The organism is Saccharopolyspora mangrovi, from assembly GCF_035320975.1.
Taxonomy (GTDB): Bacteria; Actinomycetota; Actinomycetes; order Mycobacteriales; family Pseudonocardiaceae; genus Saccharopolyspora; species Saccharopolyspora mangrovi.
Map to the genome: position 1 here is coordinate 21,372 of NZ_JAWLNX010000031.1, position 22,185 is coordinate 43,556.

A 22,185-nucleotide genomic window follows, 5' to 3' on the forward strand; every position below is an offset into this window, starting at 1 on the left:
CCGGTGGAGCACGCAGTGCACGACGAAGTGAGGAGCAACAGGTCATGACCGACTTCACCCCGAAGCGCGAGGACAAGTTCTCGTTCGGCCTCTGGACCGTGGGCTGGCTCGGACGGGACCCGTTCGGCGAGGCCACCCGCAGCCCGCTGGACCCGGTCGAGGCCGTGCACCGGCTCTCCGACCTCGGCGCCCACGGCATCACCTTCCACGACGACGACCTGGTGCCGTTCGGTTCCGATGCCTCCGAGCGCTCGGCCATCGTGTCCCGCTTCCGGGGCGCGCTGGACGAGACCGGGCTGGCCGTGCCGATGGTGACCACCAACCTGTTCAGCCACCCGGTGTTCAAGGACGGCGGTTTCACCGCCAACGACCGCGACGTGCGCCGCTTCGCGCTGCGCAAGGTGCTGCGCAACGTCGAGCTGGCCGCCGAGCTGGGCGCCAAGACCTTCGTCGCCTGGGGCGGCCGGGAAGGCGCCGAATCCGGTGCTGCCAAGGACGTTCGTGCCGCGCTGGACCGCTACCGCGAGGCGGTGGACACCGTGTGCGCGTTCATCAAGGAACGCGGCTACGACCTCAAGCTGGCCCTGGAGCCCAAGCCGAACGAGCCGCGCGGCGACATCCTGCTGCCGACCGTGGGTCACGCGCTGGCGTTCATCAACGAGCTGGAGCACGGCGACATCGTCGGCGTGAACCCCGAGGTCGGGCACGAGCAGATGGCCGGGCTGAACTTCGCGCACGGCATCGCGCAGGCGCTGTGGGCGGGCAAGCTGTTCCACATCGACCTCAACGGGCAGAACGGCATCAAGTACGACCAGGACCTGCGCTTCGGCGCCGGCGACGTGCGCAACGCCTTCTTCCTGGTCGACCTGCTGGAGAACGGCGGCTACGAGGGCCCGAGGCACTTCGACTTCAAGCCGCCGCGCACCGAGGACTACGAGGGCGTCTGGGCTTCGGCGGCCGGCTGCATGCGCAACTACTTGATCCTCAAGGAGCGCGCGGCCGCCTTCCGCGCGGACCCGCGGGTGAAGGAGGCGCTGGAGGCCGCTCGCGTCGCCGAGCTGTCGACCCCGACGCTGGCTCCGGGCGAGAAGGTCTCGGAGCTGCTGGCCGAGGACTTCGACGTCGAGGCCGCGGCCGCTCGCGGCATGCACTTCGAACGCCTCGACCAGCTCGCGATGGACCACCTCCTCGGCGTGAACTGAGGTGATCGCGCGATCGAGGGTCGATCGCGCACAATGCAACCGGTCAAGACCGACTCCGGCCCGGGAGGCCACCCCGCCTCCCGGGCCGCGCGAGCGCGAAGGATGACGCAATGCTGGTGCTGGGCATCGACTCGTCGACGCAGTCCACCAAGGCGCTGGTCGTCGACGCCGACGACGGCGAGGTCGTCGCCGAGGCCAAGGCGTCGCACCCGGACGGCACCGAGGTGAACCCGGCCGCCTGGTGGGACGCGGCGCAGAGCGCCATCGCCGAGGCGGTCCAGAAGGCGCCCGGACGCGTCGAAGCCGTCTCGGTCGGCGGCCAGCAGCACGGCATGGTCGCCCTGGACGAGCAGGGCGAGGTCGTGCGGGACGCCTTGCTGTGGAACGACACCCGCTCGGCGCCGCAGGCCGAGGCGCTCGTCGAACGCCACGGCGCGAAGGAACTGGCCACCCGCACCGGTCTGCGGCCGGTCGCGAGCTTCACCATCACCAAGCTCGCCTGGCTGGCGCAGAACGAACCGGCCAACGCCGACCGCGTCGCGCAGGTGCTGCTGCCGCACGACTGGGTCGGGTGGAAGCTGGCCGGGCAGCCGGAGCGCACCTGGACCGACCACGGCGACGCCTCGGGCACCGGCTACTACTCCCCCACCACCGGCGAATGGCTGCCGGACCTGCTCGCCGACGCCCTGGGCGGGCGCAGTCCGAAGCTCCCGACGATCCTCGGTCCCGGTGAGAAGGCCGCCGTGGCCACCCTGCCGGGCATCGAAGGCGCGACCATCGGTGTCGGCACCGGCGACAACATGGCCGCCGCACTCGGTCTCGGGCTCGAACCGGGCGACGTGGTGGTGTCGCTGGGCACCTCGGGCGCGGTGTTCGCGCCCGCCGAACAGCCCAGCGCCGACCAGACCGGCACCGTCGCGGGCTTCTGCGACGCCACCGGCCGCTACCTGCCGCTGGTGTGCACGCTCAACGCGGCCCGCGTGCTCAGCTCCACCGCGCAGATGCTCGACACCGACCTGGAAGGGCTGTCCCGGCTGGCGCTGTCGGCCGAGCCGGGTGCGGGCGGGCTGAGCCTGCTGCCGTACCTGGAGGGCGAGCGCACCCCGAACCTCCCGGAAGCCACCGGCACGCTGACCGGCCTGACCGGTGCGAACATGACCCCGCAGAACCTGGCCCGGGCCGCCGTCGAGGGCATGCTGTGCGGCATGGCCGACGCCATCGAGGCGCTGCGCGACACCGGTGCCGACGTCCGCCGGGTGCTGCTCATCGGCGGCGCCGCCCGCTCCGAGGCCGTGCAGGCGATCGCCCCCGGGCTGTTCGGCGTCGACGTCGACATCCCGGAGCCGGCCGAGTACGTCGCTCTCGGCGCGGCCAAGCAAGCGGCCTGGGCGCATTCGGGAGCAGCGGCTCCCCCGGCCTGGGAGGTCGCCGGAACTCGCCGGGAGGTCGGCGACGACACCACCGGCCCCGCGGTCCGAGCCGCCTACGCCCGCGCCCGGAACCAGGTCCACGGCATCTGAACCCCTCCCGCGCGCGGATCGCCAGGGGCGAGAACCGCAGTGTTCGCCAACGGTTTTCGCCCCTGCCAAGGCTGCGTTGGCCGGTCAGGCTGCGGCCGAGTCGGGCAGCGCGGAGGTCGTGAGGGTGGTTGCCGCGCGGCGGAGGAGGTCGGTCGCTCGGGGGTTCGGTCGCCAGTCGTGGTCTTCGGCGAACCAGTCGTCGTAGAGGAAGGTCGCGGGCAGGACGGTGCCCTCGCCGAGCCCTCCGCCGAGGCCGGTGGAGTGGCTTCGCACGGCGCCGAGGCCGATGGGGAGGACGGGTTTTCCGGCGAGCGCGTCCGGCGGGAGCATCGCGAGCCACGATCTCAGCGGGGCGCTGCCGTGGGGCTCGTAGCGCGGGGTGATGACCGCGACCGCGTCGGCGCAGGTCAGCGCCCGCTGGGTGCGCACCACCTCGGGATGTCGGTGGTCCTGGGCCATCAGGGCCGAGTGCGGCAGCGCTCCGGCGGCGATCTCGGTGACCTCGGCGCCGCCGGCGCGCAACTCCGCGGCGAGGGTCCGGGCGATCGCGCCCGGGCGCGATCGCCGGTTCAGGTGCCCGGTGAGCACGGCGAACTCAACCACGTCGCGCCTCCTCGATCCACTTCGGACTGAACGGGGGCAGGTGAGGACACGACAACATGCTGAACTCCTGGAGCGCGGGATGCGAGACCGGCGCGTCACCGAACGGCGCGCGCGAGGACCGGTGAAAACCGGTGGTGGAAGGAGAAATTCCGGTAGCCGCGGGGCACCGGTGCGAATCAGCCGTGGATCAACAGATCGCGCTGCACACGCGCAACAGGTCGATGTGGCACCGCACCACGAGACCGGTCAGGGCTGTCATGCCGGTCATCCTCTTGGCAACCGGGCGGGCCTGTAAAGCACCACCGCAGGCATCCCACATGCCGGGCCGGATCAGGCGGCCTGCCGGTGGGACACGAACGTCACCGACACCAGCCCGATCACCGCGACCGCGGCGAAGGCGTAGAAACCCCACGGGTAGGCCAGACCGGCGCTGAGCAGCGCACCTCCGACCAGCGGCCCGCAGATCGCGCCGAGCCGCCCGACGCCGCTGGACGCGCCGAGCGCGGTGGCGCGGCCGATGGCCGGGTAGTGGTGGCTGACGTAGGCGTAGACCAGCACCTGGGTGCTGAACACGAACACGCCCGCCAGCAGCACGCTGACGTACACGCCGACGCCGGGCAGCCGCACGCTCAGCAGCGCGAGGAACACCGCGGCGGCGCTGAACCAGATCAGCGTGCAGGTGCGGACCCCGATGCGGTCGGAAACCCGGCCCGCCAGCAGCAGTCCCAGCACCGCACCGACGTTGAGCGTCAGCAGCAGCGCCAGCGCTGCACCCAGCTCGTAGCCGGCTGCGCGCATGATCTCCGGAAGCCAGGTGTTGAGGCCGTAGACCAGCAGCAGCCCCATGAACGAGGTCACCCAGAACGCGAGCGAGGACCGCAGGTAGCCGCCGCGGAACAGGGTGGCGACGGGACTGCGGGCAGCCTTCTCCTCAGCCGTGACCGGCAGCGACTCGGGCAGGTAACGCGCCAGCAGCGGCACCAGCACGAGGGCCGGCAGGGCACCGATGACGAACATGGCGCGCCAGGTCAGCACCGGGATCACCAGGATCCCCAGCAGCGAGGTGACCACCGCACCCACGTGATATCCCGTCATCAGCGTGGTCGTGGCGCTGCCGCCCTTGGCGTTGGAGGCCTCGTTGACCATCGCGATCGCCACCGGCAGGACACCGCCGAGGCCGAGTCCGGCCAGGAACCGCAGGACGCCGAACAGCAGCGGGCCGGTCGCCAGCGCGCACGCCAGCGTCAGCACCGAGAACAGCACGACGGTGGCGATCATGAGCTTGCGCCGGCCGAAGCGATCGGTCAGCGGTCCGACGCACAGCGCGCCGATCATCACGCCGACCAGCCCCACCGAGGAGATCAGCGAGGCCGTGGCCGGTGTGAGCTGCCAGGTCGGATCGCGCAGCAGCTTGGGCAGCACGACGCCCAGCACCACCAGGTCGTATCCCTCCAGCGCCACCGCCGACCAGCACAGCGCGGCGACGCCGCGGGCGGAGACCCGCTGGGCCGTCGGTTCCGGCATGCCGCCGGACTGTCCTGACGCCGTTGTCATTCCAGCTCACCTCTTCGAAGTCCGAGTTGTGCCCGGAATGATGTGGCCGACCTCCCGTGGGCCTACCAGCATCGGTTTCCGCTCAGTGGAACACGTTCCGAGGTCGATATCTGCGGTCGCCGACGGTGACCGCGGGTGACCCACCGCAGCGCTCCGGCCGGGCGCGGCGTCCCTCGTCCGACCGTCGCGATGGGGCCGTTCGAGGCATGATGTCGGGGCATGGGCACCAACCAGGTGAACGCTCCGGCCGGAGCGGGTGATGAGGCCGAGGTGCGACTGCGCTGGTGGGAGCGCCGCACCGAGTGGCCGATGGTCGGCTTGTCCGTGCTGTTCCTCGGGCTCTACGCCTGGATGGTGCTCGACACGGGGCTGACGCCGGTCTCCAGGCAGCGCATCGACGCGGTCATGTGGGCGCTGTGGGCCGCCTTCGCCGTCGACTACCTGGTGCGGCTCGGCTTGGCCCGCCGCCGGCTGCGGTTCGTGGTGCACAACGCCTTCGACCTGCTGGTCCTGCTGCTCCCGCTGCTGCGGCAGCTGCGCGTGCTGCGGCTGGTCGTGGTGCTGCTGACGCTCAACCGGCGGGTGCAGGCGCGGGTGCGCGGCCAGGTCGTGCTGTACGTGTCCGGTGCCGTCGTGCTGCTCGGGTTGTCGGCCGCGCTCGCCGTGCTGGAGGTCGAGCGCACCGCACCGGACGCGAAGATCACCGGTTTCGGGGACGCGCTGTGGTGGACGATGACGACGGTGACCACCGTCGGCTACGGCGATTACTACCCCGTCACCGGCCAGGGCAAGCTCATCGCGGCGGGCCTCATGATCGCCGGGATCGCGCTGCTCGGTGTGGTCACCGGCAGCATCGCGTCCTGGTTCGTCGACCGCTTCGGCGGTCTGGAGCAGTCGGTGAGCGCCAGCGCCGACGCCACCCGCCGGCTGGACGCCGAGAGCGACCAGCTGCGCGCGGAGATCGTGGTGCTGCGGGAGGAGATCACCGCGCTGCGCACCGAGCTGTCCTCCCGCGAGGGCAGCTGACCCTCACCGGAACAGGTGGACCGGTACGGCTGCGGCCATCGCCGCCGTGCCCGCGTCGTTGGGGTGCAGGCCGTCGCCGCCGTCGAACTCCGGGCGCAACCGCTGCGGATCGGCCGGGTCCCTGGTCGCGGCGTCGAAGTCGATGACCGAGTCGTACTCACCGCTGGTGCGGATCCAGGTGTTGAGCGCTTGGCGCTTGGCCTCGTTCTCGAGTGTGTGGAAGCCGAGGCTGTCGCCCTTGAACGGCAGGATCGTGCCGCCGTGGATGCGCAGACCGGCCGCGTGCGCGCGGGCGATGAGCTGGCGGTGGCCGTCGACGAGCTGTTGCGCGGTCACGGTTTCCGAAGGTGACGCGATGGTGCCGGGGTGCCCGAGGTCGTTGACGCCGAGCAGCACGATGACGTCGCGCGCTCCCGGTTGGGCGAGCACGTCGCGGTCGAAGCGCCGCAGCCCGGCTTCGCCTGGTGAGCCGGAGGCGCAGCTGGTCGCCGCCGACGCTGGTGTGCACGACCTGGCGGATGGTGGTGTCGGCGACCGTGGGCGTGCCGGTCTCCGGTGTGGCGCTCGGCGCCGCCGCCCACGTCCCGACCTGCTGGGGAGCCGCGGCACCGGCTGCTGCGGAAACTGCGAGCAGCAGCAGGATCCCGAGCAGCGCCGCACCGGTCCTGTTGTTCGTCACGCTGGCCTCCCTTGGCCCGAAACATTTCTGAAACTTGAGCTAGACTTTCGCCACTCCAGTGTCAACGCCCGCACGAGGGGATCGCACGCAACTCGAGCGCCCCCTTCCGCCCCTCGAGTTGCGATTCTTGACGTTTCGACCGACGCGCGCTTAGCCTTCGACATCGCGTGATCTACGAAACTTTTCGGAAACTGTTCCGGCAACATCGAGAAAGCGGGAGTCCGCAATGAAGCCGATTCACCTCGTCACGACCGCCGCCGTGGCGATCATGCTGCTGCCCACCTACGCCCAAGCCGCGCCCCAGCCCTCCACGCTGCGCGACGCCGCTCCCGACGGACTGGTCATCGGGTCGGCGGCGGCCGGTGGCGGGCACCACGAGGAAGAGCCCTACCCCGACCCGTTCAGCTCGGACCAGGCCTACCGCGACGTCCTCGGCCGCGAGTTCAGCTCGCTGTCGGCGGAGAACCAGATGAAGTGGGAGTACCTCCACCCCGCTCGCGACACCTACAACTTCACCGACGCCGACGCGATCGTCGACTTCGCCGCGCAGCACGGCCAGGTGATGCGCGGGCACACGCTGCTGTGGCACAGCCAGAACCCGGAATGGGTGGAGAACGGCAACTTCTCGCCGGCGGAGCTGCGCGAGAAGTTGCACCAGCACATCACCACGGTCGTCGGCCGCTACGCCGGGAAGATCCAGCAGTGGGACGTGGCCAACGAGATCTTCGACGAATCCGGGAACCTGCGCACCACCGACAACATCTGGATCCGCGAACTCGGTCCGGGCATCATCGCCGACGCCTTCCGCTGGGCGCACGAGGCCGACCCGAACGCCAAGCTGTTCTTCAACGACTACGGCGTCGAGGGCGACAACGCCAAGAGCGACGCCTACTACGCCCTCATCCAGGACCTGCTCGCGCAAAGCGTTCCGGTGCAGGGCTTCTCCGCGCAGGCCCACCTCAGCCTCGACGACGGGTTCCCGGCCGACCTCACGCAGAACCTCCAGCGCTTCGCCGACCTCGGGCTGGAAACCTCCATCACCGAGCTGGACGTGCGCATGACGCTGCCGCAGGGCGGAGCGCCCACCCAGCAGCAGCTGACCGAGCAGGCCGACTTCTACCGGCGCGCGCTGCAGTCCTGCCTGGACGTCTCCAGCTGCCACTCGTTCACCGTGTGGGGCCTGCCGGACAAGTACTCGTGGGTTCCGGGGACCTTCCCCAACCAGGGCGCGGCGACGATCTACTGGGACGACTTCACCCCCAAGCCCGCCTACGGCGCGCTGCTGGAAACCCTTTCGGCCAGCAGGAGCAAAAGCGGGAAAGCCGAGAATGAAACGATGACGACGTCCGGGTGAATCACGCCTGGTTTCCCGCAGCCTGGCCTGGCACGGTGAAGCGCACTGGGGCCGGCGGCGCGGACGGCGTCCGGACTTCGACGAGATGCGGGTGCGGGGCGGCGCTGTGCCGCCCCGCACCCGCCTGATGGCGAGAGGTGTTGCGGGTTCGATGCGGTCGCAGACCGGGAGCAGGACCGAGGTCTCCTTCGAGCGGCTGTCGCGGTTGCGCGACACCGGGTTCCGCAGGGTGCGACCGGGCATCGACAACCTGAGCACCCGGGTGCTGCGGCTGCAGCGGAGCCGCGCCGACGGTTGCGGCAACGTGCGGCTGCTGCGCGACGCCCGGGCGCTGGGGCTGTCGGTGGAGTGGATCTACCGCTACGGGCTCCCCGGCGAGACCGATCAGGCCTACGCCCGGGTGCTCGCGCAGTTCCCCGCGCTGCACCACCTTCCGCCGATGGCGGGCGCCCAGCGCTGCGGTGACGGCATCTCCGGCGAGACCGAGACCGCGCTGCGGGAGGGGATCGCGGCGTGGCAGCGGGAGAACCCGGCCGGCGTGCTGGAACTCGTCGAGGAGGGTGACGCGCTGGTGGTGCTCGACGACCGCCCGCGCTTCGGCCGACACGAGTACGTCTTCGCCGGTCCGGCCGCGGAACTCCTGCGCTACCTGGAGGTCCCGTGCCCGGTGTCGGTGCTGGCGGCCCGCTTCGGCGCGCAGGTGCACTCGCGGCTGGCGGATCTGCGCGAGTGCGGATTGGTGTTCACCGACGCGGGCAACTGGGTGCACGTGCTCCCGCGCCCGACCGACGACCGCCTGCAACTGGTGGGCTGACCGCGACCGGCGTGCGCGCGAGAACGCCGGACCTGGAGTGACCGGCGCCTCGATCGTGCTCACCAGATCACCCGGGCGTGAGGTGATTCGCCTATCGTCCTCACCCGCCGGAGGGTGTCGCGCGCCATGCGAACGGAGTAGCGCGCGGTCACGAAGGCGCAACGAAAGCCGTCGGTACCAACCGGCGTTGACACGGTCGCGGTAGCAATGGTGCTGGGTTCGGGCGAGCAGGATCTTGAGCAGGGGGCGGTTATGGCGGCGTTGCCCACGGAGGCGGGTGCCCAGGAGCGCAGCGACACCGAGCTGATCGAGGCCGTGCGCGAGGGCGACACCGGTTCCTACGGCGTCCTCTACGAGCGGCACGTCGCCGCCGCCTACGCGATGGCCCGGCAGGTCACCAAGTCCTCGGCCGAAGCCGACGACGTCGTCTCCGAGGCGTTCGCGAAGGTCCTCGACCTGCTGCGCGACCGGCGGGGACCGACCTCGGCGTTCCGCGCCTACGTGCTGACCGCCGTCCGGCACGCCGCCTACGACCGCACCCGCAAGGCGCAGCGCGTCCAGTACTCCGAAGACCTGGAAACCGTCCCCAACATCGACATCTCCCAGCCCTTCACCGACACCGCGGTGGAGGGCGAGGACCGCTCGCTGGTCGCGGCGGCGTTCGCGAAGCTGCCCGAGCGATGGCAGATGGTGCTCTGGCACGTCGAGATCGAGGGCGAGTCCCCGGCCAAGGTCGCTCCGCTGCTGGGCATGACGCCCAACGGCGTCTCCGCGCTGGCCTACCGCGCCCGGGAAGGCCTCAAGCAGGCGTTCCTGCAGGTGCACCTGCGCAACCTCGACTCCGAGCGGGAGCGCTGCCGGGAGAGCGTCGAGCGCCTGGGCTCCTGGACCCGGGGTGGGCTGGCCAAGCGGGAGACCGCGCAGGTCGAGTCGCACCTCGACGACTGCGACCGGTGCCGGGCGCTGGCCGCGGAGCTGGCCGAGATCAACGGGGCGCTGCGCGTGTTCATCGCTCCCCTGGTGCTCGGCGGCAGCGCCACCGCGACCGGCTACCTGGCCGCCGTGGGTGCCGGCGGTGTGGTCGGCGGCGGGGCGATCGGCGGCGTGATCAACGCCGTCGGCGGTCCGCGCCGCGCCGCGGTGTCGGGCGCCGCCCTGGCCGCGGTGCTGGCCGCGATCGCGCTGGCGCTGGCGTCGAACGACGGCGAGATCCCGCCCGTCGCCTCGGCCAAACCGCAGGAGCCGTCCTCGCCGCAGTCCCCGCAGTCGCCGCCCGCTCCCCCGCCCGCTCCCCCGGCCGCGCCCGCCGCTCCGGCACCCGCACCGGCCGCCCCGGGCGGCGCGACCCCCGGCCAGCCGGCACCGCCGCCCGGCTCCCCCGGCCGGACTCCGCTGCTGCCGATCCCGCTGCCGCTGCCACCCGCTGCCGAGCCGGTCGCCGACGGCACCGCGCACGTCGGCGTCGACCTGCTCGGCCTCGGCGTGGACGCCGACCCGCACCTGGTCGTCGAGGAGAACGGCGTCGACGCGGGCGCGAACTTGCGCCTGCAGCCGAAGTTCCGGCCGGACCGGCTGATCGGCATCGACCCGCCCACCGGCGGCCTGGACGTCTTCGGCAACCCCGTCGCGGGCCGCTGAGGAGCCTCCCCGTCAGGGCTTCAGGTGCCGGCGGAGCAGACCGGTGAGCAGCTCGCGTTCGGCGCACCGGTCGTGCCGGAACGACCTGGCGAGCGTCCTGGCCTCCTCGGGGGTGACGCCGGCGAAGCACTGGGCGAAGCGCTGGACCAGGGGTTCCGCCAGGAGGATGTGGCGGACCAGGACCTCGGCGAACTTGCGCTTGCCCCACGGATAGGGCTGGAAGTCGGGGAATTCGCGGTCGAAGGCCGCCTCGACGGGGTCGAGGACGTCGCGCACCCCGGCGTCGGTGCCGCCCCAGGAGTCGACGCCGAGACGCCGCTTGGCCTCGAGCACCTCGGCGATGCGGGCGAGGTAGGGGCTGTCCTCCCGGACGTGCACCAGGCCCTGCAGGCCGATGTCCTTGTAGGTCCACAGCGACCAGCTCGCCGCGTGCTCCCGGTAGATCTCCAGCTGGTCGGCCAGCACCTGCAACCGCCACGGCTCGGGTTCGCCGCAGGGGTAGAGCGGGCCGAACTCGCCGATCCAGATGGGAGTTCCGGTGCTGCGCATGAACTCCGTGCGCCGCAGGAACGTCCGCTCCAGCACGTCGCGGTCGAAGTGCTCGCCGCGCGTCGCGCCCGGGTAGCCGGTCGCCTCGGCGGCGATCCCGGGCAGCGCGTAGTCGTGGGTGGTGTAGACCGCGTTGGGCAGCGGCTCGTCGAAAGCGCTGAAGTCGGTGGCGTAGCGGTTCCCGTCCAGGAACAGCACGTGCTACTGGTCGATCGCCCGGATCGCCTGCTCCAGCCGCTGGTAGAACGGCCCGATGTTCTCGTTGGACGGGTCGGCCGGCTCGTTGACGGGGTTGTACCCCGGCCACCTCGGGCCGGTCCCGGTAGCGGTCGGCGATGGCTTCCCACAGCGCGACGGCGCGGTCCTGGAAGTGCCGGTGCTGCCAGAACGCGGCCACGTGCGTCGGGTTGTCGCTGTGCCAGTGCTGGTTCTGGCAGCCGGGCAGCGCGTGCAGGTCGATGATCGACCAGATCCCGTGCGCGGCCAGCACGTCGATCACCCGGTCCAGGTGCGCGAACCCGGACTCCTCGATCTCGAACGGCCGGTCGTCGTCCTCGAAGTGCCGGTAGTTCACCGGGATCCGCACCGAGTTCATGCCCAGCGACGCCAGGTGCGCGGCGTCGTCAGGGCCGAAGAACCCGTGCAGGAACTCGTCGAAGAACGTCTCGCAGGACTCCTGCCCCATCGCCTCGCGCAGCGCCGCGCGCATCAGCTGCTCCGGCCCGGGGTGGCCGGTGATGAAGTTCTCCATGTTCATCCACCGCCGAGCCCGACCCCGGTGAGCACGACGGGCGCGCCGGTGTCGTCGACGATCCTGGAACCTGCCACCCGCAACCACGGCAACGCTGTCACGACCGGTGCCCCTCCCCTCAGGCGGAAACCGCTTCCCGGCGGAAGGTATCCGTGCGTCACCCTGACGTCCACAGACTGGCTCTGGTCATCGGCGCCGGTCGCCTGCAAGAATCGGAAAGCGCTGTCCAAGCACGTTCGGCACGAATCGACCAGCTCAACGGTGAGGTGATCGGATGCTCCGACGTTACGCAGTGGTGGGCACGGGTGCCCGCTCCCAGATGTACCTCCGGGCGATGCTCGGCGAGCACGCCGAGGTCGCGGACCTGGTGGCGTGGTGCGAACCCAACCCCGGCCGGATGGACCACGCCGACCGCCTCGTCCACCAGCTCGCACCCGACGCCGCGCTCCCGGCCCGCTACTTCCCCGAGCAGCTCGAGGGCATGATCGCCGCCGAGCGGCTCGACGCCGTGGTGGTCACCAGTCCCGACTTCACCCACGCCGACCTGGTCACCCGCGCGCTGCGCGCCGGCGCCGACGTGGTCGTCGAAAAACCCCTCACCACCACGGCTTCCGGCTGCCGCGAGATCGCCACCGCGGTCGAGGACACCGGCCGCGAGCTGGTGCTGACGTTCAACTACCGCTACTCGCCGCGCAACTCCGCGCTCAAGGAGCTCATCAGCTCCGGGCGGGTCGGCGAGGTCACCTCTGTGCACTTCGAGTGGGCGCTGGACACGGTGCACGGCGCCGACTACTTCCGCCGCTGGCACCGCGACAAGCAGCACTCCGGCGGGCTGGCGATCCACAAGGCCACCCACCACTTCGACCTGCTCAACTGGTGGCTCGCCGACACCCCGGACCGCGTCTTCGCCGTGGGCGGCCTGCGGTTCTACGGCCAGGACAACGCCCGCGCGCGCGGTCTCGGCGAACGCCCCGAGCGCGGCACCGTCGACCCGCCCAGCGCTGACCCGTTCGCCCTGGACCTGCGCCGCGATCCGGTGCTGCGCTCGCTGTACTGGGACGCCGAGCAGCACGACGGGTACCGCCGCGACCAGGACGTCTTCGGGCCCGGGATCACCATCGAGGACAACCTCTCCGCGGTGATCGGCTACCGCCGCGGCGCCTCGGTGACCTATTCGCTCAACGCGCACAGCCCGTGGGAGGGCTACCGCGTCGCGGTCAGCGGAACCGAGGGCCGAGCCGAACTGGAGGTCGTCGAGCGCGCCGCGGTGCTCCCGGGTCCGGACGGGGTGGTGCTGGACGCGAGCGCGGCCGCCGACAGCACCGACGGCGCCGCCCGGCACCCCGGCACGCGCCTGGTCCTGCAGCGGCACTGGCAACGCGCCGAGGAGGTGCCGGTGGCCACCGGTGCGGGCGGGCACGGCGGCGGGGATGCGCTGCTGCTGCGCGACATCTTCCGCGGCGTCTCCGAGGACCCGCTGGGCAGGCGGGCCGGTTACCGCGACGGGCTGGCCTCGGTCGCGGTGGGTCTGGCGGTCAACGCCTCGATGGAGTCCGGCCGGCCGGTCGGCATCGGTGAGCTCGAGCTGACCGGGAGGCCGCATGTCGGTCGTCAGTGAACTGGCTTCCCTGCGCCGCACCGAGGCGCGCGCCAAGCCCAGCCCGGCCGAGCGCGGTGGTGGCAAGGCGGCGGTGCTCTTCCTGGCACCGTGGTTCCTCGGGCTGGCGCTGATCACCGTCGGGCCGATGCTGGCCTCGCTCTACCTGTCGTTCACCGACTACAGCCTGCTCGACGAACCCGAGTGGATCGGGCTGGAGAACTACGCCGACATGTTCGCCGACGGGCGGCTGTGGACCTCGTTGCGGGTGACCTTCACCTACGTGTTCGTCTCGGTGCCGCTGCAGCTGGCCGCCGCGCTGGCGCTGGCGCTGTTCCTGGACCGGGGGCTGCGCGGGCTGGCGATCTACCGCTCGGCGTTCTACCTGCCGTCGCTGCTGGGCGCGAGCGTGGCGGTGGCGATCCTGTGGCGGCAGATCTTCGGCAACGGCGGACTGATCAACCAGGTGCTGTCCTGGTTCGGCGTGCAGGGCGTGGGCTGGGTGGCGCACCCGGACTTCGCGCTGGGCACGCTGGTGATCCTCAACGTGTGGACCTTCGGTTCACCGATGCTGATCTTCCTGGCGGGCCTGCGGCAGATCCCGCAGCACTACTACGAGGCCGCGGCCATCGACGGTGCCGGGAAGTTCCGGCAGTTCCGCAGCATCACGGTGCCGCTGCTGACGCCGATCATCTTCTTCAACCTGGTGCTGCAGATCATCCACGCGTTCCAGTCGTTCACGCAGGCGTTCGTGGTCAGCGGCGGCACCGGCGGGCCGGTGGACTCGACGCTGTTCTACACGCTCTACCTCTACGAGCAGGGCTTCACCAACCTCAACATGGGCTACGCCTCGGCGCTGGCCTGGCTGCTGCTGGTGATCATCGCCGCGTTCACCGCCATCAACTTCTCCCTAGCGAAGTACTGGGTGTTCTATGACGACTGACCAGCTCATCGCCGAAAAGCCCGTCACCGCAACCCCTCCCGCAGCCCGTCCCCGCAGGCGGGCGCGGTCGCGCCGCGTTCTCAAGCACGTGGTGCTCAGCGCCGCCGCGCTGCTCATGCTCTACCCGCTGCTGTGGATGATCGCCAGCTCGTTCAAGCCGAACGCGCTGATCTTCCGCGACCCGTCGCTGATCCCGACCGCGATCGACCTGTCGAACTACCCGACGGGCTGGACCGCGCTGGCCCACCCGTTCACCCACTACCTGCTGAACTCGGCGGTGATCGTGGTGGGGTCGGTGCTGGGCAACCTGGTGTCGTGCTCGATGGCCGCCTACGCCTTCGCCCGGCTGAACTTCCGCGGCAGGCGGCTGTGGTTCGCCGTCATGCTCATGTCGATCATGCTGCCGATCCACGCGGTGATCGTGCCGCAGTACGTGCTGTTCGCGCAGCTGGAGTGGATCAACACCTTCCTGCCGCTGATCGTGCCGAAGGTGCTGGCCACCGACGCGTTCTTCATCTTCCTGATGGTGCAGTTCTTCCGGGGCATCCCGCGCGAGCTCACCGAGGCGGCCCACATCGACGGGGCCGGGCACTTCCGGATCTACTGGCAGATCATGCTCCCGCTGTCGCTGCCCGCCTTGGCGACCACGACGATCTTCACCTTCATCTGGACCTGGAACGACTTCTTCAGCCAGCTGATCTTCCTGACCGATCCGGACATGTACACGGTTCCGGTGGCGCTGCGGACGTTCGTGGACTCCACCGCGGAGAGCTCGTGGGGGTCGCTGTTCGCGATGTCGGTGGTCTCGCTGATCCCGATCTTCGTGCTCTTCCTGTTCGGCCAGAAGTACATCGTGAAGGGAATCGCCACGACGGGGCTGAAGTGACGCGGCCGCGGGGCGATCTCGGGCAGGACATTTGTCGGTGGTTGCCGTCGAGTCCGTGCTTGTAGCGTCGGCCACGACCGTGCGCGTTGTCCGGGGCGGTCGAGGCCGCCCGTTCCTCGACGAGGAGGTTGCCCGTGGCTTACCTCGAAGGTTCCCATCACGTGACGTTGTCGGTGGGCCATGCCCAGGAGGACGTCGATTTCCACGTCAAGGTGCTGGGCATGCGCTTCATCAAGCGCACCGTGCTCTTCGACGGGTCGCTGCCGATCTACCACCTCTACTACTCCAACGCCACCGGCGACCCGTCGAGCGTGGTGACGACGTTCCCGTGGGCGCAGGCGGGTTTCTTCGGCAAGCGCGGCACCAACCAGGCCCGCGAGGTGCTGCTGTCGGTGCCGCGCGATTCGCTGAACTACTGGCACCAGCGGCTGACCGAGCACGACATCGAGGTCACCGACGTCGAGCGGTTCGGGCAGCGGCGGCTGCTGTTCCACCACCCGTCGGGCATCGAGTACGTCTTCGTTCCCAACTCAGGTGATCCGCGCGTGGGCCACACCGGTCACGGGGTGCCGCAGGAGCACGCGATCCACGGCATCCACGGCGTCGGGCTGCACGTGGCGACACCGGACCGGATGGTGGAGTTCGCCGACGAGGTGTTCTTCTCGCAGGGGCGGCTGGTCGAGGAGGGCGACGTGGCGGCGCTGCAGGTCGGCGACGCCAAGCACGGCAACCACATCGAGCTCACCGTCAACCGCACCGACGAGCAGGGGACCTGGCGCTACGGGGCGGGCACCTTCCACCACTTCGCCTGGAACGCCGACACGCTGGCCAACCAGGACGCGGTGAAGTTCGCGATCGAGGGCAACGGCTACACCGACATCTCCGAGCTCAAGGACCGCAAGTACTTCAAGAGCGTCTACGTCCGAACCCCCGGCGGTGCGCTGTTCGAGCTCGCGGTCACCCACGCCGACGGCGGGTGGACCTGCGACGAATCACCGCACGAGCTGGGCACCCGGTTCCAGCTTCCCGAGCAGTTCGAGGATCGGCGCGAGGAGATCTTCCGCCGCCTGGAACACATCGACGTCTGACCGTGGACGAGAAGGAGACCACGCCGGCCCCTCATCTGGTACCCGGCGATGCGCTCGCGATCCGCCGGGGCCAGTTCTGGATCCCCGGTGAACGCGTCGCCACCGCTGCCGGGACCGCGCAGCGCGGGCCGATGTTCGTGCAGTGGGAGGCGCCGGCCGCCGGAGCGCACCCGGTGCCGCTGGTCCTGGTGCACGGCGGTGGCGGTCAGGGCACGGACTGGACCGGCACGCCCGACGGGCGCCCGGGCTGGGCGACACGGCTGGTGCAGGCGGGTTTCGCGGTCTACGTCGTCGACCGCTGCGGGCACGGGCGTTCGCCCTACCACCCGGACGTCATCGGGCCGATGGGGCCGCAGTTCCCCTACGAGGCCGCCGAGGGCCTGTTCTGCCCGGACGACCCCGGCCACACCCGGTGGTCCGGCGACCTGGACCAGGTGGTGGCGCCGATGGGTGCGCTGCCGGCGGATTTCGCCGAGTCGCAGCGGATGGACGCCGACCGGCTGGCGCGGTTGCTCGACATCACCGGCGAGGCGGTGCTGGTGACGCACTCGGCGGGTGGCCCGGTCGGCTGGCTGACGGCCAACCGGCGCCCGGAGCTGGTGACCGCGATCGCGGCGGTGGAGCCGATGGGCCCGCCGTTCGGCGAGTTCCCCGGCATGGGCGCGCTCGACTGGGGCCTGACCGCCGCCGAGATCGTCACCGAGCCACCGGCCGACTCGCCCGCGGACGTGGCGGGGCGCGACATCCCCGGTCTGGCCGGGAAACCGGTGGCGGTGATCACGGGAGGGGCCTCGGCGTTCGCCGGTTTCGCCCCGCAGGTGGTGGACTTCCTGCGCGGAGCCGGAGCCGCCGCCGACCAGCTGCACCTGCCCGAGCACGGCATCACCGGCAACGGGCACGGGCTGATCTACGAGTCCAACTCCGACGACACCGTGCGACCGGTCATCGAGTGGCTGATGACCTTCGAGAAGAGCTGAGAAGGACCGCATCATGGGCGAGTTGCACGTCAGCGACGAGTTCGACGCACTCATCGGCCGCATCCGGGCCATCGGTCCGGTCCTGGAGGACAACGCCGAGCACAGCGAGGAGATCGGGCGGCTCAGCGACGAGTCCGCCAAGGCGCTCATCGACACCGGGATCTTCCGCATCGCGATCCCCACCGACGTCGGCGGCTACGAGTTCTCGCCGCGCCAAGCCCTGGAAACCATCGCCGAGGTCAGCTACTTCGACGCCTCGGCGGGCTGGGCGTTCATGGCGGTGCAGCTGGCCACCGGGACCACGCCCGCCTACCTGGGCTGGGACGTGGTGCACGACCTGTACCCGAACGTCCGAAGAGGACAGCACGCGCTCATCGCCGGGCAGGGCACCAAACCCGGCGAGGCGGTCAAGGTCGAGGGCGGGTACCGGATCAGCGGGGACTGGCAGTTCGCCTCCGGCGTGTCGATGGCCACCCACGTCCACACCGCCGCCTTCTGCGCCGACGAGGGGCGCGGCCTGGTGTTCACGCTGCCGATCAAGCAGGTCGCGTTGCAGGACAACTGGGACGTGATGGGCCTGCGCGCCACCGGCAGCATCGACTACAGCATCCGCGAGGCGTTCGTGCCCGCCTCCTACGCCTACGAGGCGACCTGCGCCGAACCCCGGATGGGCGGTGCGCTGTACCGGCTTGGACTGGCCAACATGGCCGGCATCTGCCACGTCGGCTGGGCGCTGGGCGTGGGCCGCCGGATGCTCGACGAGATGCGCGCGCTGGCCGCCAAGAAGACCGGTGCCCCGCGCGCCGCGGTGGACACCCAGCAGTTCCACGCCGAGTACGCGCAGGCCGAGGCCAAGTTCCGGGCGGCCCGCGCCTTCGCCGCCGAGACGTGGCGGCAGTGCGAGGAGACCCTCGATAACGGCGAGCGGCTGAGCACGGAGCAGGAGACGCTGACCAGGTTGATGCTCAACAACGCGACCTGGTCGGTGCACGAGGTGGGCCAGACCGTGTACAAGTGGGCGGGCACGGCGGCGCTGCGGCGCAGTGCGCTGCAGCGCTTCTTCCGCGACCTGCACGGCGGCACCCAGCACGTGACCTCGGGTCCGGGCGTGCTGCAGAACTGCGGCAAGATGCTCAGCGGCCTGTCGGACGGCCAATGGGAGTTCTTGGACCTCGTCGAACGGGAGTGATCGAGGGCATGTCGCCGATGCTGGAATGGGGTGCCGGGCCCGAGGAGGCGAAGTTCGCGGTGCTGGCGGTGCACGGGCGCGGTGGTGACCCGGGCTCGATGCGCGAGGTCGCGGACCGCTTCGGCCCGGCACCAGCGCGGTTCTTCGCACCCGAGGCACCGGGCAACACCTGGTACCCGGGCGGTTTCCTGCAGCCGCTGGAGAGCAACCAACCCGACCTGGAGAACTCGCTGCGCACCGTGGGCCGGTGCCTGGACCAGCTGGCCGAGGCCGGTTTCGGCCCGGAACGGGTGGTCCTGTGGGGCTTCTCGCAGGGCGCCTGCTTGATCTCGCACTACGCGCTGACGGTGGCGCCGCGCCGCTACGCCGGTCTGATCGTGTTCACCGGCGGGTTCATCGGGCCCGACGCGATCGCGACCCCCGTCGAGGACTCGCTCGCCGGCGTTCCGGTGGTGCTGCGCAGCATCAGCGAGGACCCGTGGGTGCCCCGGCACCGGGTCGAGGAGACCGCATCGGCACTGCGCGCGGCGGGCGCGGCGGTCGACCTGCGCATCGACCCGGGCGACGAGCACATCATCACCGACGAGGCCTGCCGGGCCGCCACCGAGCTGCTCACCAGGTAGTTCCGCCCCCGCGCTGCGGGCGTGTGCTGCCGCGGCACCCGCCGCGAACCGTTCGCGCAGCTCAGCAACGTGATCACGCCCTGTCACCAGCGGGCGGCCGAACGGGTGCAATCGCGCGAATTCCGGACGCGCCGGGCATCGGGCCTTAACTTTGACAACCCCCGATGACAGATTGGGCGCAGCACCGCGGTGCGCGGGTGCGAGTGCCGCAACCGGTCCGGCCGAACGGACCACCACCCGCTCGTGCTCTCGCGAGCAGGGCCGGCATCCGCCCGCACGCCGCGGTGGAGGATGATCGGCCGCGAGGGGGCGCTGGTTTGAGCACGGCACAGGTCCAACGGAAGGCGCGACGCAGCACCGCGCGCAGGCAGCACGCCCGCGGCAGGCACAACACGCGCCCGACGGCCACCCGTCCTTGGGTAGGACGTCCGCTACCGGCCCGCCCCGGCACCTCCCCGATCCGCAGGCCGCTGCCGGTCACCCCGGCCACCGCGCCGCCCCCAGAACCTGACTCCCCGCGAGGAACCACCATGACCGCACGCCACGCCGAAGTGATCACGGCGTCCCTCTCGATCGCCACGTTCCTGACCATCGGAGCGATGTGGATCGGCTACTTCTGACGGTTGACCCGCGTTGAGTCGCGGACGACGAGTTCGGGCTGGAAGACCACCTGCCGGTGCCGGACCGGCTGGTCGCCGGAGGTTTCGGCGATGAGCATTTCCGCGGCCGTGCGGCCGAGCTTGCGGGCCGGCTGGCGCACCGAGGTCAGCGGCACGGCGGCGGCTCCGGCGAACTCGATGTCGTCGTAGCCGACGATCGCGATCTCCTCCGGCACCCGCACGCCCGCGGCCACCATCGCTTGCAGCAGGCCGAGCGCGAGCAGGTCGTTGGCGCAGAACACCGCCGTCGGGCGGGGGCTCATGCCCAGCAGGCGCGCGCCCGCGTCGCGCCCCGAGGCCACGTCCAGCGCGGGCGCTTCCAGCACCGACAGGCGCGCGTCGGTGTCCTGCAGCGCCGAGCGCGCGCCTGTCTCGCGGTCCCGGCACTGGGCCAGCACGGACGGGCCGTTGACCATCGCGATCTCGCGATGCCCGGTTTCGGCGAGGTGGCGCGCCGCCAGCGCTCCCCCGGTGACGTCGTCCACCGCGACCGAACTGCCCTGCACCTCCGGCACGGTGCGGTCGACGAAGACGTACGGGATGCCGCTGCGGGCGAAGGTGCGCAGCCGCTCGCCGGTGGTGTCCACCGGCGACAGCAGCACCCCGCGCACGCGCTGCTCGGCCAGCATCGACAGGTAGGAGGACTCCAGCTCGACGCGCTGGCCGCTGTTGCAGGTGATGACGTTGAGCCCGGCCTCGTGCGCGGCCTGCTCGGCACCTCGGGCGAGGTCGACGAAGAACGGGTTGGCCAGGTCCAGCACCAGCAGCGCCATGATGCGGCTGCTGCCGGCCCGCAGCTGCCGCGCGGACTCGTCGCGGACGTAGCCGAGTTCCTCGATCGCCGACTGCACCCGCCGCCGCGTTTCTTCCGACACCAGCTGCGGTCGGTTGACCACATTGGACACGGTGCCGATGGAAACCCCGGCCAGGCGCGCGACGTCCTTGATTCCGACCATGCTCGAACCTCACTCGCAGACTGCTGTGAGCCTAGCCGGGCGGATCGGGCCCGGCCGAGCGGCCGGGCCCGCGCGCTCACGCCTCGCGGGGCATCTCCTTGACCTCGCGGCGCAGGATCTTGCCGGTCGGGCCCTTCGGCAGCTCCGGGACCAGCCAGATCTCGCGCGGGTACTTGTAGGCGGCGATGCGCTGCTTGACGAACTCGCGCAGCTCGTCCTCGGTCGCCTCCTGGCCGGGCTTGAGCGACACCGCCGCGCCGACCTCCTCGCCGAGGTCGGCGTGCTTGACGCCGATCACCGCCGCCTCGGCGACGGCCGGGTGCTCGTAGAGCACCTCCTCGACCTCGCGCGGGTAGACGTTGTAGCCGCCGCGGATGATCAGGTCCTTCTTGCGGTCGACGATGAAGTAGTAGCCGTCGGCGTCCTTGGTGGCGATGTCGCCGGTGTGGAACCAGCCGTCCTTGATCGCCTCCGCGGTGGCCTCCGGACGACCCCAGTAGCCCTTCATCACGTTCTCGCCGCGGATGACGATCTCGCCGGGCTCGTCGAGGCCGACCTCGTTGCCGTCGAGGTCGACGACCTTCATCTCGCAGCCGCGCACCGGCAGCCCGATGGAACCGGGCTTGCGCTCGTAGCCGGGCTGGTTGAACGAGGCCACCGGGGAGGTCTCGGACAGGCCGTAGCCCTCCAGCACCTGGCAGTCGAACTTCGTCTCGAACCCGCGCAGCACCTCCACCGGCATCGCCGAGCCGCCGGTCGCGCAGGTGCGCAGCGAGCTCATGTCGGCGGCGTCGACGTCGGGGTGGTTGAGCATCGCGGCGTACATGGTGGGCACGCCCTCGAAGATGGTGACCCCGTCGCGCGGCACGATCTGCAGGGCCTTGGCCGGGTCGAACCGCGGCAGCAGCGTCAGGCAGGCGCCGACCTGCACCGAGGTGTTGAGCGCGCAGGTCAGGCCGAAGACGTGGAACAGCGGCAGGCAGCCCATCACCACGTCGTCGGGGGTGAGCTCGAACAGCGTCTCCACCGCCATCGTGGCGTTGGAGGCGAGGTTGTGGTGGGTCAGCTCGGCGCCCTTGGGCTTGCCGGTGGTCCCCGAGGTGTAGAGCAGCACGGCGGTGTCGGAATCGGCGCGCTCGACGGGCTCGGTGATCGGCTGGCCGCCGAGCTCGTTCGGGCCGAGGGCGCCGACCACGACGCCGGGGATGCCGACCTCGGCCGAAGCCTCCGGCACGGCGTCGCCGCCGCCGTCCCAGCCGTAGACCAGCGACATCTGCGAGTCGCGCAGGTAGAACTCGACCTCGCGCCCCTTGAGCAGCGGGTTCATCGGCACGACGGTGGCACCGGCCAGCAGCGCGCCGTAGAACAGGATCGGGAACGCGGGCACGTTCGGCAGCACCAAGCCGACTCGGTCGCCAGGTGAGATGCCGCGTTCCCGCAGGTCACCGGCCACGGCGGCGGCCGAGGCGTGGAGTTGGGCGTAGCTGAGCACGTGCTCGTCGAGACGGACCGCGGGCCGATCGCCGTGCCGCTGAGCGGAGGCGACCAGGTTCGCTGCCAGGTTCGTCATGTTCCGT

20 protein-coding genes and 1 pseudogene are annotated in these 22,185 nt (G+C 70.9%); 14 read left to right on the plus strand and 7 right to left on the minus strand.

Features of this window, described 5'->3' with window-relative positions; translation table 11 throughout:
* The first annotated feature begins 44 nt into the window (after nt 1–44).
* Together xylA and xylB are read left to right on the plus strand one after the other, a co-directional pair.
* Entirely contained in the window at nt 45–1,202 is a 1,158-nt protein-coding gene (gene xylA, locus R4I43_RS30070) for a xylose isomerase (protein ID WP_324269083.1), read from the plus strand.
* A 110-nt stretch (nt 1,203–1,312) separates the two neighbouring features.
* Entirely contained in the window at nt 1,313–2,722 is a 1,410-nt protein-coding gene (xylB, locus tag R4I43_RS30075; protein ID WP_324269084.1) for a xylulokinase, read from the plus strand.
* Nucleotides 2,723–2,806: 84 nt separating this feature from the next.
* Here the strand turns inward: xylB and R4I43_RS30080 are convergent, their stop codons facing one another.
* Together R4I43_RS30080 and R4I43_RS30085 are read right to left on the minus strand one after the other, a co-directional pair.
* Nucleotides 2,807–3,325 carry an NADPH-dependent FMN reductase gene (locus tag R4I43_RS30080; RefSeq protein ID WP_324269085.1) on the minus strand — a complete coding sequence of 173 codons (519 nt, stop codon included), beginning with the start codon at nt 3,323–3,325 and terminating at the stop codon, nt 2,807–2,809.
* Nucleotides 3,326–3,655: 330 nt separating this feature from the next.
* Nucleotides 3,656–4,849, minus strand: a complete 1,194-nt coding sequence (locus R4I43_RS30085; protein ID WP_324269086.1) for an MFS transporter — start codon at nt 4,847–4,849, stop codon at nt 3,656–3,658.
* 249 nt (nt 4,850–5,098) lie between these two features.
* Here R4I43_RS30085 and R4I43_RS30090 point away from each other — a divergent pair, with 249 nt between their 5' ends.
* Nucleotides 5,099–5,905 (plus strand): potassium channel family protein, encoded by an 807-nt coding sequence (locus R4I43_RS30090; RefSeq protein WP_324269087.1) that lies wholly within the window; start codon nt 5,099–5,101, stop codon nt 5,903–5,905.
* 3 nt (nt 5,906–5,908) lie between these two features.
* On the opposite strand, the gene R4I43_RS30095 is transcribed toward R4I43_RS30090, so the two are convergent.
* Complete coding sequence (locus R4I43_RS30095) at nt 5,909–6,334, minus strand: GDSL-type esterase/lipase family protein (protein WP_324269088.1); 426 nt, start codon at nt 6,332–6,334, stop codon at nt 5,909–5,911.
* Nucleotides 6,335–6,369: 35 nt separating this feature from the next.
* Between R4I43_RS30095 and R4I43_RS30100 the strand changes: the two genes are divergently transcribed.
* The 4 genes from R4I43_RS30100 to R4I43_RS30115 all read left to right on the plus strand — a co-directional run bounded on the left by R4I43_RS30100 (nt 6,370) and on the right by R4I43_RS30115 (nt 10,390).
* Entirely contained in the window at nt 6,370–6,615 is a 246-nt protein-coding gene (locus R4I43_RS30100; protein ID WP_324269089.1) for a hypothetical protein, read from the plus strand.
* A gap of 195 nt (nt 6,616–6,810) precedes the next feature.
* Complete coding sequence (locus tag R4I43_RS30105) at nt 6,811–7,938, plus strand: endo-1,4-beta-xylanase (RefSeq protein ID WP_324269090.1); 1,128 nt, start codon at nt 6,811–6,813, stop codon at nt 7,936–7,938.
* Nucleotides 7,939–8,089: 151 nt separating this feature from the next.
* Nucleotides 8,090–8,752 carry a hypothetical protein gene (locus R4I43_RS30110; RefSeq protein ID WP_324269091.1) on the plus strand — a complete coding sequence of 221 codons (663 nt, stop codon included), beginning with the start codon at nt 8,090–8,092 and terminating at the stop codon, nt 8,750–8,752.
* Between the two features lie 252 nt (nt 8,753–9,004).
* Nucleotides 9,005–10,390, plus strand: coding sequence for a sigma-70 family RNA polymerase sigma factor (locus R4I43_RS30115; RefSeq protein ID WP_324269092.1), 1,386 nt, complete (start codon nt 9,005–9,007; stop codon nt 10,388–10,390).
* A gap of 12 nt (nt 10,391–10,402) precedes the next feature.
* Here the strand turns inward: R4I43_RS30115 and R4I43_RS30120 are convergent, their stop codons facing one another.
* A complete protein-coding gene (locus R4I43_RS30120) occupies nt 10,403–11,137 on the minus strand; it encodes a glycoside hydrolase family 5 protein (protein ID WP_324269093.1) in 735 nt (244 codons plus the stop codon).
* A gap of 166 nt (nt 11,138–11,303) precedes the next feature.
* A pseudogene (locus tag R4I43_RS34475) lies at nt 11,304–11,696 on the minus strand (glycoside hydrolase family 5 protein); the annotation flags it as partial.
* Nucleotides 11,697–11,964: 268 nt separating this feature from the next.
* Between R4I43_RS34475 and R4I43_RS30130 the strand changes: the two are divergent.
* From R4I43_RS30130 to R4I43_RS30160, 7 genes are all read left to right on the plus strand, one after another.
* Nucleotides 11,965–13,308 carry a Gfo/Idh/MocA family protein gene (locus R4I43_RS30130; RefSeq protein WP_324269095.1) on the plus strand — a complete coding sequence of 448 codons (1,344 nt, stop codon included), beginning with the start codon at nt 11,965–11,967 and terminating at the stop codon, nt 13,306–13,308.
* Nucleotides 13,292–14,230, plus strand: a complete 939-nt coding sequence (locus tag R4I43_RS30135; protein ID WP_324269096.1) for a carbohydrate ABC transporter permease — start codon at nt 13,292–13,294, stop codon at nt 14,228–14,230. The genes R4I43_RS30130 and R4I43_RS30135 overlap by 17 nt, the downstream gene beginning before the upstream one ends.
* Nucleotides 14,220–15,116 carry a carbohydrate ABC transporter permease gene (locus R4I43_RS30140; protein ID WP_324269097.1) on the plus strand — a complete coding sequence of 299 codons (897 nt, stop codon included), beginning with the start codon at nt 14,220–14,222 and terminating at the stop codon, nt 15,114–15,116. Before R4I43_RS30135 ends, R4I43_RS30140 begins: the two co-directional genes overlap by 11 nt.
* A gap of 134 nt (nt 15,117–15,250) precedes the next feature.
* Complete coding sequence (locus R4I43_RS30145; RefSeq protein ID WP_324269098.1) at nt 15,251–16,204, plus strand: VOC family protein; 954 nt, start codon at nt 15,251–15,253, stop codon at nt 16,202–16,204.
* Between the two features lie 2 nt (nt 16,205–16,206).
* Nucleotides 16,207–17,181, plus strand: a complete 975-nt coding sequence (locus R4I43_RS30150) for an alpha/beta fold hydrolase (RefSeq protein ID WP_324269099.1) — start codon at nt 16,207–16,209, stop codon at nt 17,179–17,181.
* 13 nt (nt 17,182–17,194) lie between these two features.
* Complete coding sequence (locus R4I43_RS30155) at nt 17,195–18,370, plus strand: acyl-CoA dehydrogenase family protein (RefSeq protein WP_324269100.1); 1,176 nt, start codon at nt 17,195–17,197, stop codon at nt 18,368–18,370.
* 8 nt (nt 18,371–18,378) lie between these two features.
* Nucleotides 18,379–18,993, plus strand: coding sequence for an alpha/beta hydrolase (locus R4I43_RS30160; RefSeq protein WP_324269101.1), 615 nt, complete (start codon nt 18,379–18,381; stop codon nt 18,991–18,993).
* Between the two features lie 610 nt (nt 18,994–19,603).
* Here R4I43_RS30160 and R4I43_RS30165 read toward each other — a convergent pair.
* Entirely contained in the window at nt 19,604–20,608 is a 1,005-nt protein-coding gene (locus R4I43_RS30165; RefSeq protein ID WP_324269102.1) for a LacI family DNA-binding transcriptional regulator, read from the minus strand.
* Between the two features lie 76 nt (nt 20,609–20,684).
* On the minus strand, nt 20,685–22,178 hold the full coding sequence (locus R4I43_RS30170) for a long-chain-fatty-acid--CoA ligase (RefSeq protein ID WP_324269103.1): 1,494 nt from the start codon (nt 22,176–22,178) through the stop codon (nt 20,685–20,687).
* Nucleotides 22,179–22,185: the final 7 nt, after the last annotated feature.

What these genes read in the sequence shown, in the direction of transcription:
- R4I43_RS30090 (WP_324269087.1), top strand. Translation starts at nt 5,099, where the DNA reads ATGGGCACCAACCAGGTGAACGCTCCGGCCGGAGCGGGTGATGAGGCC.
- R4I43_RS30155 (WP_324269100.1), top strand. Translation starts at nt 17,195, where the DNA reads ATGGGCGAGTTGCACGTCAGCGACGAGTTCGACGCACTCATCGGCCGC.
- R4I43_RS30165 (WP_324269102.1), bottom strand. Translation starts at nt 20,608, where the DNA reads ATGGTCGGAATCAAGGACGTCGCGCGCCTGGCCGGGGTTTCCATCGGC.
- R4I43_RS30130 (WP_324269095.1), top strand. Translation starts at nt 11,965, where the DNA reads ATGCTCCGACGTTACGCAGTGGTGGGCACGGGTGCCCGCTCCCAGATG.
- R4I43_RS30110 (WP_324269091.1), top strand. Translation starts at nt 8,090, where the DNA reads ATGCGGTCGCAGACCGGGAGCAGGACCGAGGTCTCCTTCGAGCGGCTG.
- R4I43_RS30115 (WP_324269092.1), top strand. Translation starts at nt 9,005, where the DNA reads ATGGCGGCGTTGCCCACGGAGGCGGGTGCCCAGGAGCGCAGCGACACC.
- xylA (WP_324269083.1), top strand. Translation starts at nt 45, where the DNA reads ATGACCGACTTCACCCCGAAGCGCGAGGACAAGTTCTCGTTCGGCCTC.
- R4I43_RS30140 (WP_324269097.1), top strand. Translation starts at nt 14,220, where the DNA reads ATGACGACTGACCAGCTCATCGCCGAAAAGCCCGTCACCGCAACCCCT.
- R4I43_RS30085 (WP_324269086.1), bottom strand. Translation starts at nt 4,849, where the DNA reads ATGCCGGAACCGACGGCCCAGCGGGTCTCCGCCCGCGGCGTCGCCGCG.
- R4I43_RS30105 (WP_324269090.1), top strand. Translation starts at nt 6,811, where the DNA reads ATGAAGCCGATTCACCTCGTCACGACCGCCGCCGTGGCGATCATGCTG.
- R4I43_RS30170 (WP_324269103.1), bottom strand. Translation starts at nt 22,178, where the DNA reads ATGACGAACCTGGCAGCGAACCTGGTCGCCTCCGCTCAGCGGCACGGC.
- R4I43_RS30135 (WP_324269096.1), top strand. Translation starts at nt 13,292, where the DNA reads ATGTCGGTCGTCAGTGAACTGGCTTCCCTGCGCCGCACCGAGGCGCGC.
- xylB (WP_324269084.1), top strand. Translation starts at nt 1,313, where the DNA reads ATGCTGGTGCTGGGCATCGACTCGTCGACGCAGTCCACCAAGGCGCTG.
- R4I43_RS30160 (WP_324269101.1), top strand. Translation starts at nt 18,379, where the DNA reads ATGTCGCCGATGCTGGAATGGGGTGCCGGGCCCGAGGAGGCGAAGTTC.